This is a genomic window from Rhizobacter sp. P2_D12 (assembly GCF_056404395.1).
Window position 1 is genome coordinate 148,861 of the sequence record NZ_JBFUEB010000001.1, and the last position, 16,654, is coordinate 165,514.

Annotated in this window: 13 protein-coding genes; 9 read left to right on the forward strand and 4 right to left on the reverse strand. The window is 69.6% G+C overall.

Annotation, left to right across the window (positions count from 1 at the left end; all coding sequences use genetic code 11):
* Window positions 1-117 precede the first annotated feature (117 nt).
* Window positions 118-1,275 carry an ATP-binding protein gene (locus AC1DYN_RS00675; RefSeq protein ID WP_477957154.1) on the forward strand — a complete coding sequence of 386 codons (1,158 nt, stop codon included), beginning with the start codon at window positions 118-120 and terminating at the stop codon, window positions 1,273-1,275.
* 57 nt (window positions 1,276-1,332) lie between these two features.
* Here the strand turns inward: AC1DYN_RS00675 and AC1DYN_RS00680 are convergent, their stop codons facing one another.
* The gene (locus AC1DYN_RS00680; RefSeq protein WP_477957155.1) at window positions 1,333-2,295 is read right to left on the reverse strand and encodes a response regulator; all 963 of its coding nucleotides are present in this window, start codon (window positions 2,293-2,295) and stop codon (window positions 1,333-1,335) included.
* Window positions 2,276-5,773, reverse strand: coding sequence for an ATP-binding protein (locus AC1DYN_RS00685; protein ID WP_477957156.1), 3,498 nt, complete (start codon window positions 5,771-5,773; stop codon window positions 2,276-2,278). The genes AC1DYN_RS00680 and AC1DYN_RS00685 overlap by 20 nt, the downstream gene beginning before the upstream one ends.
* Before the next feature lie 81 nt (window positions 5,774-5,854).
* Between AC1DYN_RS00685 and ureA the strand changes: the two genes are divergently transcribed.
* Genes ureA through ureC form a run of 4 tightly spaced genes read left to right on the forward strand, consistent with a single transcriptional unit; the run spans window position 5,855 to window position 8,808 of the window.
* Entirely contained in the window at window positions 5,855-6,157 is a 303-nt protein-coding gene (ureA, locus tag AC1DYN_RS00690) for an urease subunit gamma (RefSeq protein WP_477957157.1), read from the forward strand.
* Between the two features lie 17 nt (window positions 6,158-6,174).
* Entirely contained in the window at window positions 6,175-6,777 is a 603-nt protein-coding gene (locus AC1DYN_RS00695) for a HupE/UreJ family protein (RefSeq protein WP_477957158.1), read from the forward strand.
* 10 nt (window positions 6,778-6,787) lie between these two features.
* Window positions 6,788-7,093 (forward strand): urease subunit beta, encoded by a 306-nt coding sequence (locus AC1DYN_RS00700; protein ID WP_477957159.1) that lies wholly within the window; start codon window positions 6,788-6,790, stop codon window positions 7,091-7,093.
* On the forward strand, window positions 7,093-8,808 hold the full coding sequence (gene ureC / locus AC1DYN_RS00705; protein WP_477957160.1) for an urease subunit alpha: 1,716 nt from the start codon (window positions 7,093-7,095) through the stop codon (window positions 8,806-8,808). Before AC1DYN_RS00700 ends, ureC begins: the two co-directional genes overlap by 1 nt.
* Window positions 8,809-9,000: 192 nt before the next feature.
* On the opposite strand, the gene AC1DYN_RS00710 is transcribed toward ureC, so the two are convergent.
* Both AC1DYN_RS00710 and AC1DYN_RS00715 read right to left on the reverse strand, forming a co-directional pair.
* Window positions 9,001-12,339 carry a di-heme oxidoredictase family protein gene (locus AC1DYN_RS00710; RefSeq protein WP_477957161.1) on the reverse strand — a complete coding sequence of 1,113 codons (3,339 nt, stop codon included), beginning with the start codon at window positions 12,337-12,339 and terminating at the stop codon, window positions 9,001-9,003.
* A gap of 386 nt (window positions 12,340-12,725) precedes the next feature.
* Complete coding sequence (locus tag AC1DYN_RS00715) at window positions 12,726-14,363, reverse strand: methyl-accepting chemotaxis protein (RefSeq protein ID WP_477957162.1); 1,638 nt, start codon at window positions 14,361-14,363, stop codon at window positions 12,726-12,728.
* A gap of 91 nt (window positions 14,364-14,454) precedes the next feature.
* Between AC1DYN_RS00715 and ureE the strand changes: the two genes are divergently transcribed.
* From ureE to AC1DYN_RS00735, 4 genes are all read left to right on the forward strand, one after another.
* Window positions 14,455-15,009, forward strand: a complete 555-nt coding sequence (ureE, locus tag AC1DYN_RS00720) for an urease accessory protein UreE (RefSeq protein WP_477957163.1) — start codon at window positions 14,455-14,457, stop codon at window positions 15,007-15,009.
* A gap of 5 nt (window positions 15,010-15,014) precedes the next feature.
* Complete coding sequence (locus AC1DYN_RS00725) at window positions 15,015-15,725, forward strand: urease accessory protein UreF (protein WP_477957164.1); 711 nt, start codon at window positions 15,015-15,017, stop codon at window positions 15,723-15,725.
* 2 nt (window positions 15,726-15,727) lie between these two features.
* Complete coding sequence (locus AC1DYN_RS00730; protein WP_477957165.1) at window positions 15,728-16,432, forward strand: response regulator; 705 nt, start codon at window positions 15,728-15,730, stop codon at window positions 16,430-16,432.
* A gap of 4 nt (window positions 16,433-16,436) precedes the next feature.
* A partial coding sequence (locus AC1DYN_RS00735; RefSeq protein ID WP_477957166.1) for a hypothetical protein occupies window positions 16,437-16,654 on the forward strand: 218 nt, incomplete at its 3' end.

The window sequence follows — 16,654 nt, forward strand, 5'->3', positions numbered from 1 at the left end:
AGGTTACGGAGCGGGGGCGGTTCGCGGAATACGACAGATGGCGTAGGGGCACTGTCGTTGTTACACATCCTTGTTTATTGAGCGGTTACCGCTCAAAATACAATGATGATTGATCGCATGCTGCTGGCCACGCTGCGCGAGCGGCTGGCATTCTTCCCCGGGGTCGTGATCACCGGCCCGCGCCAGGTCGGCAAGACCACGCTGGCCCGCGCGATCACCTCGGAACGGGACGATGCCGTCTTCCTCGACCTGGAGCGGGCCGCAGACCGGGCACAGCTGGCACAGCCCGAGCTCTTCTTTTCCCGCTACCGCGACCGGCTGGTGGTGCTCGACGAAGTGCAGCATGTGCCGGACCTGTTTGCCGCCCTGCGCCCGGAGATCGACGCCGACCGGATCCCGGGCCGCTTCCTGCTGCTGGGCTCGGCTTCGGGCCCGTTGATGCGCCAGAGCGCAGAGTCGCTGGCCGGTCGGGTGAGCTACATGGAGCTGACCCCGCTGCTGGCATCGGAAGTGTTGACCGGCCCCGATGCCGACCTCGGCGGCCTGCAGGCCTTGTGGTCGCGAGGCGGCTTTCCGATGAGCCTGGCGGCGCCGAGCGACGCACTGTCATTCACCTGGCGCCAGGACTTCATCCAGACGTTCCTGCAGCGCGACCTGCCGCAGCTGGGCGTGACCATCCCCGCCGAAACCCTGCACCGCTTCTGGCGCATGCTGGCGCACCTGCAGGGCCAGCTCTTCAACGCGTCGCAGCTGGGCATCTCGCTCGGCGGGGTGGCGCACACGACGGTGACGCGCTACCTCTCGCTGCTGAGCGACGCGATGATGGTGCGCCGGCTCGAGCCGCACCTCACCAACGTCGGCAAGCGCCTCGTCAAGTCGCCCAAGGTCTACATCCGCGACAGCGGCCTGGTGCACGCCCTGCTGAACATCGCCAGCATCGATGACCTGCAAGGGCACCCGATCGTCGGCGCTTCCTGGGAGGGATTCATCCTGGAACAGGTTCGCGCCCACGCGCCGATGGGGGCAGAACTCGGCTTCTACCGGACGGTGGCGGGTACCGAGCTCGACCTGGTGGTTTCGGCCGGACGGCGAACCCTGGGGATGGAGGTCAAGTTCTCATCCGCGCCCAGCGTGACCAAGGGCTTCTGGCAGGCGCTGGAAGATCTCGGGGTCAGCCGTGGCTACGTGGTCGCACCCGTCGAGCGGCGCTATCCACTGGCGGCCAATGTCGAGGTGATTCCGCCTTCCGATATTCCGTCTGTGCTGCGAGGCTGAGGTCCCGGATTGGCATCCGGGCTACAAGTCCCGTAGCCCGGATGCCAATCCGGGAAATCAACCACCATGCCATGGCGCGAGCGCCCGCACGCGCTGGATCGCGAGCGACGCCGCCGCGTTGCGCGTCTCGACCCCGAGCTTCTCGAACACGTGCTCCAGGTGCTTCTTCACCGTCGCCGGGCTGCTGCCCAGGATGTCGCCGATGTCGCGGTTGGTCTTGCCCTTGGCCACCCAGTACAGCACCTCGGCCTCGCGCAACGTCAGCTTGAAGGTCTGCATCACCGCATCCACCGCCGCCGCGTCCGACACCTCGCGCATCACGATCAGCCAGTCGTCATCGCTCGTGCGCTGCTGCAGCGAGAACACCAGCTGCCGCTCGCCGCGCGTCAGCGACAGGGGCTTCGGCTCGCTGCCCTGCGTCGCAAGCGTCGACTGCTCCTGCAGCCATGTGGCCAGCTCGAGCGGCACCTGCCCCGGCTGCGCCTCGAAGTAGCGCTGCATCAGCTCGCGCGCGAGCGGCGTCTGCCACACCGCCCGGCTGTCGGCCACCCGCTCGCTGACGTGGATCGCCATCGTCGCGTGGCCGAACGCGTCCAGAGCATTGCGCGCCTGCCGCGCCTGGCGAGCGCTCAGCATGTGCACCACCATGCGCGCCAGCACCTCCTGCGGGCGGATCGGCTTGGTCACGTAGTCGATGCCGCCGGCCTGGAAGGCCGCCACCACGTGCTCGGTCTCGGTCAGCCCGGTCATGAAGATGATCGGGATCTGCGCCGTGTCGGCGCTCGCCTTCAGCCGGCGCGCCACCTCGAAACCATCCATGCCCGGCATCACCGCGTCCAGCAGCACGATGTCGGGCTCGGCCTGCGCCGCCCGCTGCAGCGCGCTCTCGCCGTCCACCGCCACCAGCACGGTGTAGCCGGCCTCGTCCAGCGCGTCGTGCAGCAGCGACAGGTTGTCGGGCACGTCGTCGACGATCAGCACGACGTCGGTCGCGGCGCGGTCAGGAAGTCTCTCGGTCATGTCTCGCCTGCCGAAGGATGCGGGTCATCGCATCGAGTTGGAACTGCCGGGCCAGCGTGCGCAGGTGCGCGACGAAGCCGGCATGCGCCGCATTGTCCGCCTCGATCTCGTCCAGCTTGTTCACGATGCCGCGGAAATAGCCCAGCCCGACCAGCTCCTCCAGCGCCTGCAGCTGCGTGCCGTCCGGCAGCACCCAGTCCGCTGCCGGCTGCGGCGCCGGCACCTGCGGCGGCGCCGCGGCCACCACCCAGCGCAGGCGCAGCCGCTCGCCCAGCCAGTCGAGCAGCTCGTTCACGCGCACCGGCTTCAGCACGAAATCCGCCGGCGTGATGCCGACGTCGTTGTCCAGGTCCTTGTCGAAGGCGTTGCCCGACACGATCGCGATCGGCGCCGCGCTCAGGTCCTGCGTGCGGATCGCGCGGATCGTCGCCCAGCCATCGATGCCCGGCATCGCCAGGTCCATCAGGATGGCGTCCGGCGTGAAGCTGCGCAGCAGCTGCAGGCAGTCGGCCCCCGACGCCGCCTGGCGGATCTCGAAGCCCAGCGGCTGCAGCACGCTGGCCAGCAGGTCGCGGTCGACCTCCTCGTTGTCGACCACCAGGATGCGCCGCCGCGGCCCCTCGTAGCCGGTGCGGCTGGCGCGCGGCGCCGGCACCGCCACCACGTCGCGCGCCGCCGGCAGGAAGAGCCGGATGCGGAACAGGGTGCCCACCTGCGGCGTGCTGTGCACCGTCATCTCGCCGCCCATCAGGTCGGTCAGCATCTTGCTGATCGTCAGGCCCAGCCCGGTGCCGCCGCCGGCCAGCGCGCCGGCATCGCTGCCGCGCGCGAACGGCTCGAACACGTGCTCGATCTCTTCGGGCGCGATGCCCGGGCCGGTGTCCTCGATCTCGAAGGTGGCCATCTCGCGCGCATAGCCGACACGGAACACCACCTGCCCCGCCTGCGTGAACTTGACCGCGTTGCCCAGCACGTTGATGAGGATCTGGCTGAGCCGCTTCTCGTCGCTGCGCACCACCTCGGGCAAGGCCTGCGACAGCTCGTGGCTGAACGCGATGCCCTTGCCCGCCGCCTGCAGCTCGAACATGCGCACGATCTGCTGCACCGTCTCGCGCAGGTGCATCGGCTGCGCCTCGAGCCGCAGCTTGCCGCCCTCGATGCGCGCGATGTCCAGCGTGCCCTCGATCAGCGACAGCAGGTGCTCGCCGCCGCGGCGGATCACGCTGACGGCCTGGCGGCGCTGCGGCGGGATGGACGCGTCCTCGTCCAGCAGCTGCGCATAGCCGAGGATGCTGTTCAGCGGCGTGCGCAGCTCGTGGCTCACCGTCGTGATGTAGCGGCTCTTGGCCTGGTTGGCCAGCTCGGCGCTGCGCTTGGCCTGCTGCAGCTGCAGGTCGGTGCGGCGGTGCGAATCGATCTCGCGCCGCAGCGCCTGCGTCTGCTCGTGCACCGCCTGCGTCTGGCGGTTCGACTCTTCCTGCGCCACCTGGCGGCTCTTGTGCGTCAGCACCAGCCACCACGCAACGATGCCGCTCACCAGCAGCAGCGCCGCGAAGGCCTTGATGAAGCCCAGGCGCAGGGCCGGCGCCAGCGCCGCACCGGGTTCGCCGAGCAGCCGCAGTTCCTGGTGGTACAGCAGTCCGAACAGCCCGGCCAGCAGCGGCACCACCACCGCCATCAGCAGGATGTAGTGGCCCAGGCCCGTGTCGATGTACGGCCAGGCCCGGCGCGGCAGCAACGCGCGCAGCGCCGCGGCCCATTGCGTGGCCAGCTTGGCCTCGGGCTTGCACAGGTCGTCGCAGCGCGCATCGAGCGAACAGCACAGCGAGCAGATCGAGCCCAGGTAGGCCGGGCAGTGCGCCAGGTCGTCGGACTCGTACTCGCGTTCGCAGATCACGCACTGCTGCAAGCGGGTGAACAAGCCCTTCGGGCTGCTGCGTGCAATGTAGAAGCGGCCCTTCGTCGCCCAGGCGATCAACGGCGAAACCACGAAGGCGGTGACCAGCGCGATCAGCGCCGAGAAGGCCTGCGCCATCGGCCCGAACAGGCCCAGGTAGGCGGCGATCGACAGCGCCGATGCCGCGCCCATCGCACCGACGCCGACCGGGTTCACGTCGTACAGGTGGGCGCGCTTGAACTCGATGCCCGGCGGCGACAGCCCGAGCGGCTTGTTGACCACCAGGTCGGCCACCACGGCCATGATCCACGAGATCGCGATGTTGGAGAACAGCCCCAGCACCTCGCCGAGCGCGCGGAACACGTCCAGCTCCATCAGCATCAGCGCGATCATCGTGTTGAACACCACCCACACCACGCGGCCCGGGTGGCTGTGCGTCAGGCGCGCAAAGAAGTTGGACCAGGCCAGCGAGCCGGCGTAGGCGTTCGTCACGTTGATCTTCAGCTGCGACACCACCACCAGCAGCGCGGTGGCGGCCACCGCCCATGCCGGGTGCGGGAACACGTATTCGTAGGCCGCGAGGTACATCTGGTTGGGATCGACCGCGCGGTCCACCGGCACCGAATGGCTGATCGCCAGGTAGGCCAGCAGCGCGCCGCCCAGCATCTTGAGGACCCCCGGCACCACCCAGCCCGGCCCGCCGATCAGCACGCCCAGCCACCAGCGCTTGCGATTGGCCGCGGTGCGCTCGGGCATGAAGCGCAGGTAATCGACCTGCTCGCCCATCTGCGTGATCAGCGCGATGCCCACCGTCATCGCGGCACCGAACAGGCCCAGGCTGAACTCCGCGCCGCGGCCCTCGGCGCCGGCATAGTGCACCAGGCCGTCCAGCACGCCGGGGTTGTGGCGGAACACGTAGATGTAGGGCACCACCAGCAGCAGCAGCCACAGCGGCTGCGTCCACACCTGCAGCCGGCTGATCGCGGTGACACCGTGCGTGACCAGCGGCACCACCACCAGCGCGCAGGCCAGGTAGCCCCAGGCGGGCGGGATGTCGAACGCGAGCTCGAGCGCGTAAGCCATGATGGCCGCCTCGAGCGCGAAGAAGATGAAGGTGAAGCTCGCGTAGATCAGCGAGGTGATGGTGGAGCCGATGTAGCCGAAGCCGGCGCCGCGCGTCAGCAGGTCCATGTCGAGCCCGTGGCGCGCCGCGTAGAGGCTGATCGGCAGCCCGGCCAGGAAGATGATCAGCCCGGTGGCCAGGATGGCCCAGAACGCGTTCAGGAAGCCGTACTGCACCAGCAGCGTCGCGCCCACCGCCTCGAGCACCAGGAACGAGGCCGCGCCGAACGCGGTGTTGGCCACGCGCAGCTCCGACCACTTGCGGAAGCTGTGCGGCGTGAAGCGCAGCGCGTAGTCTTCCATCGTCTCGCGCGCGACCCAGCTGTTGTAGTCGCGGCGCACCTTGACCACCCGCTGCACCGCGCGCTCGTCCTGCGCCGCCGCGGGCGGCGGCACGATGGCCGGGCCGATGTTCGGTGCAACCGGGGCACCGTCTGCGGCGGAGGTGGCAGGGTTCATGCGATGTTCCGCGCAAGCCCCGTGCCATTGCCACGATCAAGCGCCCTAAGATGTGGCACACCTTCTGCTTCCCGCACCACCATGGAACTGACGCCGCGTGAGAAAGACAAGCTGCTGATCTTCACGGCCTCGCTGCTGGCCGAGCGCCGCAAGGCGCGCGGGCTGAAGCTCAACTACCCCGAGGCGGTGGCGCTGATCAGCGCCGCCATCATGGAGGGCGCACGCGACGGCAAGTCGGTCGCGGCGCTGATGAGCGAGGGCAAGACGGTGCTCCGCCGGGCCGACGTGATGGACGGCGTGGCCGAGCTGATCCCCGAGATCCAGGTGGAAGCCACCTTCCCCGACGGCACCAAATTGGTGACCGTGCACCAACCCATTGCATGACGCCCGGAGTGCTGCGCATGAAAGTCCGTTCTCTCATGGGGCGGCTCGCCGCCTCGACCCTGCTGCTCGGCCTGCCGGCCCTGGCCCTGGCCCACGCCGGCGGCGATGCCGGGCAACACCACGGGGCGGCCGGCGCGCTGGCGGCCGGTTTCGCCCACCCGTTCACCGGGCTCGATCACCTGGCGGCGATGGTTGCCGTGGGCATGTGGAGCGCGATGACGGCGCGGCGCGCGTGGCTCGCGCCGCTGGCCTTCGCCGGCACCTTGCTGGTGGGGGCGCTGCTGGGGCTGGCGGGGCTGGCGCTGCCGGCGGCCGAGCCGATGGTCGCGGCCTCGCTGCTGGTGCTGGGGCTGCTGGTCGCCACCCACACCCGCCTGCCGGCGCTGGCCGGTGCCGCACTGGCGGCAGGCTTCGCGCTGTTCCATGGCCTGGCGCACGGCGCAGAGCTGGCCGGTCCGGCGGCCGCCTTCGCGCTGGCCGGCATGGTCGCCGCCACCGCACTGCTGCACGGCGCGGGCATCGCGCTCGGCCTGCTGCTGCGTGCGCGCTCGCCCTGGCTGCCGCGCATCGCCGGCAGCGCGGTCGCGCTGTTCGGCGTGGCCTTGCTGGCCGTCAACTGAAGGGTCCGCGATGATTCCAGGCGAACTGCTGATCGACGGCCCCGACATCGAGATCAACGTCGGCCGCCGCACCCTCACGCTGGTGATCGAGAACAGCGGCGACCGGCCGGTGCAGGTCGGCTCGCACTACCACTTTGCCGAGACCAATCCGGCGCTGCGGTTCGACCGCGCGGCGGCGCGCGGCATGCGGCTGAACATCGCCTCGGGCACCGCGGTGCGCTTCGAGCCGGGGCAGCAGCGCACGGTCGAGCTGGTCGACTATGCCGGCGACCGCAAGGTCTACGGCTTCCGCGGCGACGTGCAGGGAGCCCTTTGATGGCCACCATCCACCGCCGTGCCTATGCCGAGATGTTCGGCCCCACCACCGGCGACCGCGTGCGCCTGGCCGACACCGGCCTCATCGTCGAGGTGGAGAAGGACTACACCTTGCTCGCCGGCGGCTACGGCGAAGAAGTGAAATTCGGCGGCGGCAAGACCATCCGCGACGGCATGGGCCAGGGCCAGCGCCTCGCGAAGGACGTCGCCGACACCGTGATCACCAACGCCCTCGTGATCGACCACTGGGGCATCGTGAAGGCCGACATCGGGCTGAAGGCGGGCCGCATCAGCGGCATCGGCAAGGCCGGCAACCCCGACGTGCAGCCCGGCGTCGACATCGTGATCGGCCCGGGCACCGAGATCATCGCCGGCGAAGGCAGCATCGTCACCGCCGGCGGCATCGACAGCCACATCCACTTCATCTGCCCGCAGCAGATCGAGGAGGCGCTGATGAGCGGCGTGACGACGATGCTGGGCGGCGGCACCGGCCCGGCCACCGGCACTTTCGCGACCACCTGCACGCCCGGCCCCTGGTACATCCACCAGATGCTGAAGGCGGCCGAGGCCTTCCCGATGAACCTGGGCTTCCAGGGCAAGGGCAATGCGAGCCTGCCCGGCGCGCTGGAAGAGCAGATCGAGGCCGGCGCCTACGGGCTGAAGCTGCACGAGGACTGGGGCACGACGCCGGCGGCGATCGACAACTGCCTGAGCGTGGCCGACAAGCACGACATCCAGGTGACGATCCACACCGACACGCTGAACGAATCGGGCTTCGTCGAGAGCACCATCGATGCGTTCAAGGGCCGCACCATCGCGACCTTCCACACCGAAGGCGCGGGCGGCGGGCATGCGCCCGACATCATCAAGGCCGCGGGCCTGCCGAACGTGCTGCCCTCGTCGACCAACCCGACGATGCCGTACACGGTGAACACCATCGACGAGCACCTGGACATGCTGATGGTGTGCCACCACCTCGACGCGTCGATCGCCGAGGACCTGGCCTTCGCCGAGAGCCGCATCCGCCGCGAGACCATCGCGGCCGAGGACATCCTGCACGACGTCGGCGTGTTCTCGATGATGTCGTCCGACAGCCAGGCCATGGGCCGCGTCGGCGAGGTCATCATCCGCACCTGGCAGACGGCGCACAAGATGAAGGCGCAGCGCGGCACGCTGCCCGAAGACAGCGCGCGGCACGACAACTTCCGTGTCAAGCGCTACATCGCGAAGTACACGATCAACCCGGCGATCACGCAAGGCATTGCGCACGAGGTGGGCTCGGTCGAGGTCGGCAAGCTGGCCGACCTGGTGCTGTGGAAGCCGGCCTTCTTCGGCGTGAAGCCGTCGCTGATCCTGAAGGGCGGCTTCATCGCGGCCGCCGCGATGGGCGACCCGAACGCGTCGATCCCGACGCCGCAGCCGGTGCACTACCGGCCGATGTTCGGCTCGTACGCCGGGGCGATGCACGACACCAGCGTGACCTTCGTGTCCAAGGCAGGGCTGGCGGCGGGCGTGCCGCAGAAGCTGGGGCTGAAGAAGCGCGCGGTGGCGGTCAGCAACACGCGCACGATCGGCAAGGCCGACATGGTGCACAACGGCTTCACGCCGAAGATCGAGGTCGATCCGCAGACCTACGAGGTGCGGGCGGATGGGGTGCTGCTGACCTGCGAGCCGGCGACGGTGTTGCCGATGGCGCAGAGGTACTTCCTGTTCTGATCGATCTCGCCATTTGAGCGACGCATCCCGGATTGGCATCCGGGCTACATGACAACCCCTCGCCCGGCCCGCGCGCATCACAAGGTCGTAGCCCGGATGCCAATCCGGGATTCGTCCGTCAAATCGCCCCGGCGACGCGAAACGAAAAAGCCCCGCCGAAGCGGGGCTTTTTGCTGACGTCAGTTCACTCGATCACAGCGATCCGAGGAACGCCAGCAGCGCCTCGCGATCCGCCGCGGACAGCGCCGCGAAGCGATTGCGCGCATTGGTGGCTTCGCCCCCGTGCCACATCACCGCCTCGGTCAGCGTGCGGGCCCGGCCGTCGTGCAGGTAGCCGACCTTGCCCGCCGTGCCCATCACGCGGTCGGTGTAGCCGATGCCCCACAGGGCCGAGGTGCGCCACAGGTTGCCGGCGGCCGTGCCTTCGACATAGTTGTCGGCCAGGTCGGCCCCCATGTCGTGCAGCAGCAGGTCGGTGTACGGCTTGATGGTCTGGTTGCGCAGCTCAGCCAGCGGGTGGCCGGAGCCGGTCTTCACCTCCGGGAGGTGGCAGCCGGTGCAGTTCGCCGCCTTGAAGACCTTCGCGCCGTTGGCCACCTTGACCGGGTCGACGTCCAGGTCCGCCAGCGGTGCCACGCCCTTCGGAAAACCGCTCACCAGGCTGCGTTGGGCCGGCACGGCCAGCAGCTGCAGGTAGCGCGCGATCGACGTCAGGTCGTTCTCCGACAGGCCACGCTCGTTCTTCGTGCGGCAGGTCGGCAGGCCGGCCAGGCAGTCGCGGCTCGGGTACACCGGCGTGGTCACCGACATGTCCTGCAGCAGGGCCGAGGCGGCCTGGTGGCGCAGGCTGAACTTGCCGGCCTTCCAGCCGAAGCGGCCCAGGCGCACGTCACCGGTTTCCGGGTCGAACACGAAGTTCGCCTGGCCCTTGATGCCGTCGGCGTCCGCCGTGCCGCGGGCACGCGCCAGGATGTCGGCTTCCGGGATGGCTTCCAGCAGGCCGGCACCCAGCATCGGCTGCGCCGCACGCAGCGAGACGACTTGCGGCGTCGGGCCGTCGAAGGCCAGCTTGGGCTTGCGCAGCTCCACCGACGTGCCGTCGGCCAGCTTCACGGTCTGGGTGTCGAAGCCCGCGACGCGCACGCCGTTGCCCCAGTCCTGCGGCGCGCCGTTGGCACCGCGCGCATTCATCTGCACCCCCACGCCGTAGCGCGTGTCAGGCACCTGCTGGCCCTGAGCGTTGATCGCCGCGGTGTGCACCGACATCGTGTCCAGGCGCTGGTTCACTGCCGCCGGCGCCGGGCTGCGGCCGTTGTTCACGTGGCATGCGAAGCACGACGACTGGTTGTAGCGCGGCCCCTGCAGGTCCACCAGCGCATCGAAGCGGTCGTTGCCCGGCTCGTTGTGCTCGCCGGTGAACATGTTGGTGTGGATCGTGCGACGGCCTTCGACGAAACGCTGCATGTTCTGCATGCCGACGTTGATGTGCGGCTGCTGGAAGATGAAGGTGCCGTTGTCGGCGTAGTCGTACGACAGCGAGCCGGTGCCGCCCTGCAGCGTCTCGGCCGGCAGCGGCGCGTTCATCAGGCGCGGCTGCACGCCGTACCACGGGCGCAGGCCGGTGCCCACCACGTAGGTCCACTCGCCCGCGTAGTAGCGGATGCCGCCGTTGTCGCCCTTGGCGGCCATCGCCTCCTTGGTCGAGAAGAACGACGGCGAGACCTCGATCACGTCGCCCGGCACCAGCGGACGTGCGGGCACGTTCTTGCCGTTGGGGAAGCCGTCCGGTCCGATGTCGCCGTGGCCGGGGTAGTCCTTGACCGTCAGGCTGCAGTCGTTGTTCAGCACGTTGGCGCTGAGCAGCCTGCCGTTCGGCGGGTAGGCCACCGGCGGGCAGATGGTGACCTTGTCGTTCACCAGCTGGCCCGGGTTCATCCAGCCGTAGCCGGTGACGCCCACGCGGTCGAAGGCACGGAACCAGGCCACGCCGCCCGGCAGCTGGTCCTGCGTGAAGTAGTGGTTGACCCGCAGCGTCGGCTTGGTCACGCCGGCCACCCGGCTGTTGTCGACGATCTCGAAGCCCCAGGTGCGGTTCTTGAAGTAGTTCGGCACGAAGGTCAGGAAGTTGCCCGGGCCCTTGTCGACCGGGCGGCCCGTCACCGGGTCGACCGTCTCGTTCGGGCCTTCGCCGATCTCGTTCCAGTCTTCGCCGCGCTCGCGGCCGTGGCGGGCCAGGCCGCGGATGCCGAAGCGCGTGACCAGCGTGCCGTCGGCCAGCGTGAACTGCAGCGTCTCGACCGGGTCGGCCTGCGTGGGCAGCGGGGCCATCGCGGCGCCGCTGGACGGCGCCTTCAACGGCGCGGTGGCCATCGTGGGCATCGTGTTGTCGGTGCCCGGGGTCTTGAACTCGACTTCCCACAGCGAGTAGCCGTACTGCGTGCCGCGGGCCACGCCCTGCAGGCGCACGTAGCGCGAGTTGATGCCGAGGTTGTAGAACTCCTCGGTGCCGCCCTTGCCGTTGCTGACGTAGCGCACCTGCGACCAGTTCTGGCCGTCATCGGAGACCTGCAGCGCGTACTCCTTGCCGTACGAGTTCTCCCAGCTCAGCTTCATCGCGCCGATGCGGGTCTTGGCGCCGAAGTCGTACTGGATCCACGCGCCGTCTTCCTGCTTGCTCGACCAGCGCGTGCCGATGTTGCCGTCGATGGTGTTGGTGGCGGGCATGCCGCCGTTTTCCAGCGCCGACGAGGTCGCGCCCACCGGCCTGATCGCGACGCCGGGCTGGCTCACGTCGGGTGCGGGCGCCGGGGCGGGTGCAGGTGCCGGGGCCGGCGAAGGCGCCGGGCTCGGCGCGGGTGCGGGAGCCGGGCTGGGCGCGGGCGACGGTGCCGGGCTGGGGGCCGGTGCCGGAGCGGGCGCAGGCGCCGGGGCCGGCGCAGGAGCGGGTGCGGGGGCCGAGCCGCTGAAGGCCTGGATCTCGAAGATCGAGTAGCCGTACTGCGTCGAGCGGGTCACGCCCTGCACGCGCAGGTAGCGGCCCTGGCCGCTCAGGCCGGTCCAGTCCTCGATGCCGCCCTGGCTGTTGTCGACGGTCTTGATCGTGACCCAGCTCGACTTGTCGTTCGACACCTGCAACAGGTACCTGGTGGCGTGGGCGCGTTCCCAGTTGATGCGCACGCGGGTCACGCTGACCGACTGGCCGAAGTCCAGCGTCAGGTTCTGGTCGTCGCTGAAGCCGCTGCTCCAGCGGGTGTTGTCGTCGTGGTCGATCGCGGCAGCGGCCGACAGGTCGCCGCGCTCCGACGCGCTGGCGCTGGCCGCGATGGGCGTCAGCGCCGTGCCGATCGGGTCGCCGACCGCCATCGGGCGCGAGCGGTCGCCCCCGACGTCGCTCGCACTGGCGTTGTTGTTGTCCGCGGCGGCGCTGCTTCCTCCGTCGCCGGAACCGCATCCAACCAGCAGGATCGCCAGGGCGCAATGCAGCCCCAGCATCGAACCGTTGCGCAAGCTGCGCAGCACATGGTGTTTCATAAGCTCCCCTCCAAGGACGTGGCAGAAACCAGGCCCGGATGCTGCGCGCTTGGCTGGAGAACGCTGTAAGCCGGTTGCGAGTGCCCACCTCTCATCCAACGCGATGGGTGGGCTGCGCCGCAAGCGCTTTCATGACAAGAAACGCAGTTCTGGAGGGATTGCTCACTTTCCTGTAGATCCCCGTTGACACGAGGAACAGGAGGCATCCTACGGTCCATTGCCATACGGGAACCGGGATGCCTGCGATGCGCAGGCCGAAGACCTGTCCCGGCCTTTGCGAATGGCTGCCCCGGCCTTGGCCGCGTGGCCTTTTTTCCGATGCTTACATCGCCCCATGCAGAGGCGATACGAGGTATTCGCGCGATCGGGGAGAAGTGCCGCGAACCTCAGGCGTTCGCGAACGCGAGGTGCACGGCGGCCCGGGAGGATGCCGCCGCATCGGGCTGCACGGCATGCGCCGCATCGGCCTCGACCTTGAACGCCGCCACCGCTTCCAGCAGCTTCTGCGCCTGCATCTTCAGGCTCTCGGCCGAGGCCGAGGCCTCCTCGACCAGCGCCGCATTCTCCTGCGTCGAATGGTCGAGCAGCGAGATGGCCTGCGAGACCTGTTCGATGCCGCTGTGCTGTTGCGCGGCCGAGCGGCGGATCTCGCCGACCAGGTCGTTCACGCTCGACACCTGGTCGTGGATGTCCTGCATCACGCGGCCGGCGTCGCTGACGTGGCGCGAACCGCTGCCGACCTTCTCGGCGCTGTCGGTGATCAGCTGCTTGATCTCGCGCGCCGCACCGGCGCTGCGCTGCGCGAGGCTGCGCACCTCGCCGGCCACCACCGCGAAGCCGCGACCCTGTTCACCGGCACGTGCCGCCTCCACCGCGGCGTTCAGCGCCAGGATGTTGGTCTGGAACGCGATGCCGTCGATCACCGAGATGATGGAGGCGATGCGGTCGCTCGACTGCTGGATGTCCTGCATCGTCTTCACGACGTCGCCGACCACTTCCTTGCCGCGGCCGGCCGCCTGGCGCGCGCTCTTCGAAATCTCCTCGACGCGGTTGACGGTGCCGGCGCTTTCCTTGACGGTGGCCGCCATGGTCTCCATCGACGACGCCGTTTCCTCCAGGCTCGCGGCCTGGCGCTCGGTGCGGTCGGACAGCGACAGGTTGCCCTGCGCGATCTCCGACGCGGCGCTGTAGACCGAGTCGCTCGAGTTGCGGATGTCGCCGACGGCGGTGCGCAGGTTGTCCTGCATCTGTGCCAGCGCGGCCATCAGCTGGCCCATCTCGTCCTTGCGCTCGCTGTCGACGCGGCCCGACAGGTCGCCTGCGGCAATGCGCTTCAAGGCCTGCATGCCGCTGCGCAGCGGCCGCACGACGCTGGTCGTCAGGCCCCAGGCCAGCAGGCTGCCGAGCGCCAGCGCGATCGCGCCGCCCACCGCCATCGCGATGCGCGAGCGGTGGTTGCCCTCGCTCGCCGCGACGATGCGCAGGCCGGCGTCCTCGCGGATCACCCGGGTCAGCTCGGCGGCGGCATTGTTCAGCGTCGTGAAGTTGGCCAGCGTCTGGCCCTCCAGCAGCTTCTTGACCTTCTGGAAGCGCTCGGCATCGTCGGTGCTCGCGAGCAGGCGTTCGATCTCGGCCGAGCTGGCGTCGTAGGACTTCAGCGCGCTGTCCAGCGGCGCCAGGTGCACCTCGATCGAATCGGCGCGCGGCAGGCCGCGCAGCAGCTTGATCTGCTCGACGAAGCGCGCATGGTGCTTCTTGAAGGCCTCGGCCTGGGTGCTGCGCTCGGCTTCGCTCCAACGCGTGGCCAGCAGCTCCTGCGCGCCGCGCATGCCGCGCGCCGCCGTGCCGAGTTCGGACACGCCGTTCATCGCCGGCATCGTCATGCCGGCCAGGTCGTCGAAACGGCCTTGCAGCTGCGACATCTCGAAGAAGCTCTGGCCGATGGTGGCGCAGGAGAGCAGCAACACGCTCGCGAAACCGAGCGCGAGGCGCACGCCGATGCGAACATCCTGGAGCAGTTTCATGGTCGATCCTTGTTCCAATCCGATGGAATATCGGCCGACCGTTCAGGATCCTGAATGGAAATGCCCTAGGGTTTACTGCCACACTCGCACCATGCTGACCGTGAACAAACTCCTTGCCCAAGGCCATGGATTGGCCCCCGTGCTGCTCAAGCGCGCCGCGAGCGTCGAGCTCGACTGGGATGTCCGACAGAAAAGCCGCTTCGACGCGACCGATTCGCAGGGCCGCACGCTCGGCGTGTTCCTGCCGCGCGGCACCGCGGTGCGCGGCGGCGACGTGCTGGTGGCCGAAGACGGGTCGATGATCCGCGTGGTGGCCGCACCGCAGCCGGTGCTGGTCGTGACGCATTGCCGCGAGCACGGCTCGCCGTTCGACCTGCTGCGCGCCGCCTACCACCTGGGCAACCGCCACGTGCAGCTCGAACTGAAGCCCGACCACCTGAAGCTCGAACCCGACCACGTGCTGGCCGACATGCTGCGCCACATGCACCTGATCGTGAACGAGGCGCAGGCGGCGTTCGAGCCGGAAGCCGGGGCCTATGCGGCCGGCGGCCATGCCCACCACGACCACGCACACGACGACGGGCACGACCACGGACACCCTGGCCACGACCACGGTGACCATGACCACCACGGCCATTCGCACTGAGCACGATGCCCCGCGTCCGCCGTGCCCCAGCGCCCACCAGCGCGTCGTCGCTGCTGCAACTGATGTGGCTGGCCTCGCCGGCCTTGCCGGTGGGCGGCTTCAGCTACTCGGAAGGCCTCGAATCGGCGGTCGATGCCGGCCGCGTGACCAACGAGGCGCAGGCCGCCGGCTGGCTGGCCGACCAGCTGCAGCTGGCGCTGGCGCGCAGCGACCTGGCGCTCGCCGCCAAGGCCTTCGGCGCCTGGCAGCGCGATGACCGCGCCGCCATCGGCGAGCTGAACGACTGGGTGGTGCAGACGCGCGAAAGCAGCGAGATGCGGTTGCAGACCGAGCAGATGGGCCGCTCGCTGGTCGAATGGCTGAAGAACCGCGGTACCGCCGACGAGCGCATCGCCGTGCTGGGCGCGCTGAAGCCGGCACCGACCTGGCCGGTGGCCTTCGCGCTGGCCGCGGTGCAGACCGGTGCGCCGCTGCGCGACGCGCTGCTGAGCTTCTGCTTCGGCTGGGCCGAGAACATGGTGCAGGCGGCGCTGAAGGCGGTGCCGCTCGGCCAGAATGCCGGGCAGCGCGTGCTGGCCACGCTGGCCGACGCGATCCCGCCCGCGGTCGACCGCGCGATGCGGCTGCCGCACGGCGAGCGCCAGGCCTTCACGCCGATGCTGGCCATCCTGTCGGCGCGCCACGAGGCACAGTATTCGAGGCTGTTCCGTTCCTGACCATGATCCACGTCCTGCTTGTCGACGACGACATCGACCTGCGCCAGCTGGTCGGCGACTACCTGCAGCGCTACGGCATGCGCGTGAGTGCGGTGGCCGATGCGGCCAGCCTGCGGCGCGTGCTGCGCCCCGGCCTGGCCGGCCCCGATCCGTACCGGGTGCTGCTGCTCGACCTGATGCTGCCCGACGGCAACGGGCTCGACCTGTTCCGCTGGGTGCGCGAGGTCGCGCCGCTGCCGGTGATCATGCTGACCGCCCAGGGCGATCCGGCCAGCCGCGTGGTCGGGCTCGAGCTGGGCGCCGACGACTACCTGCCCAAGCCCTTCGAGCCGCGCGAGCTGGTGGCGCGCATCCACGCGGTGCTGCGGCGCAGCGGCGCCGCACCGGCCGCACCGCCGTCGGACACGGTGCTGCAGTTCGCCGGCTGGAGCTTCGACCGGCTGCGCCGCCAGCTCACCTCGCCGCAGCAGGTGGTGGTGGCGCTGTCGTCGGCCGAGTTCCGGCTGCTGTCGGCCTTCGTCGACCACCCGAACCGCGTGCTCAGCCGCGACCAGCTGCTCGACCTGACGCGCGCGCCCGGCGTCGACGTCACCGACCGCAGCGTCGACCTGACGGTGTCGCGGCTGCGCCAGAAGCTGGACGCGCCGAACCTGATCCGCACCGTGCGCGGCGAAGGCTACCTGTTCGACGCAGCCGCCAAGGGCTGAGCCGATGCAGCGGCTGCGGCACCTGTTCAGTGACACGCTGTTCAAGCGGCTGATGCTGCTGATGTGGGTGGCGCTGGTGGCCAGCCACTTCCTGAGCTTTGCGGCGGTGCGCAGCGTGGCGGGCGATCCGGGCGGGCCGCCACCGATGGGTGCGCCGGGCGGCGACGGCGTGCCGCCGCTGGCGTCGCTGCCCCCCGGCGTGCTGCCCGGCATGTCCGGCGG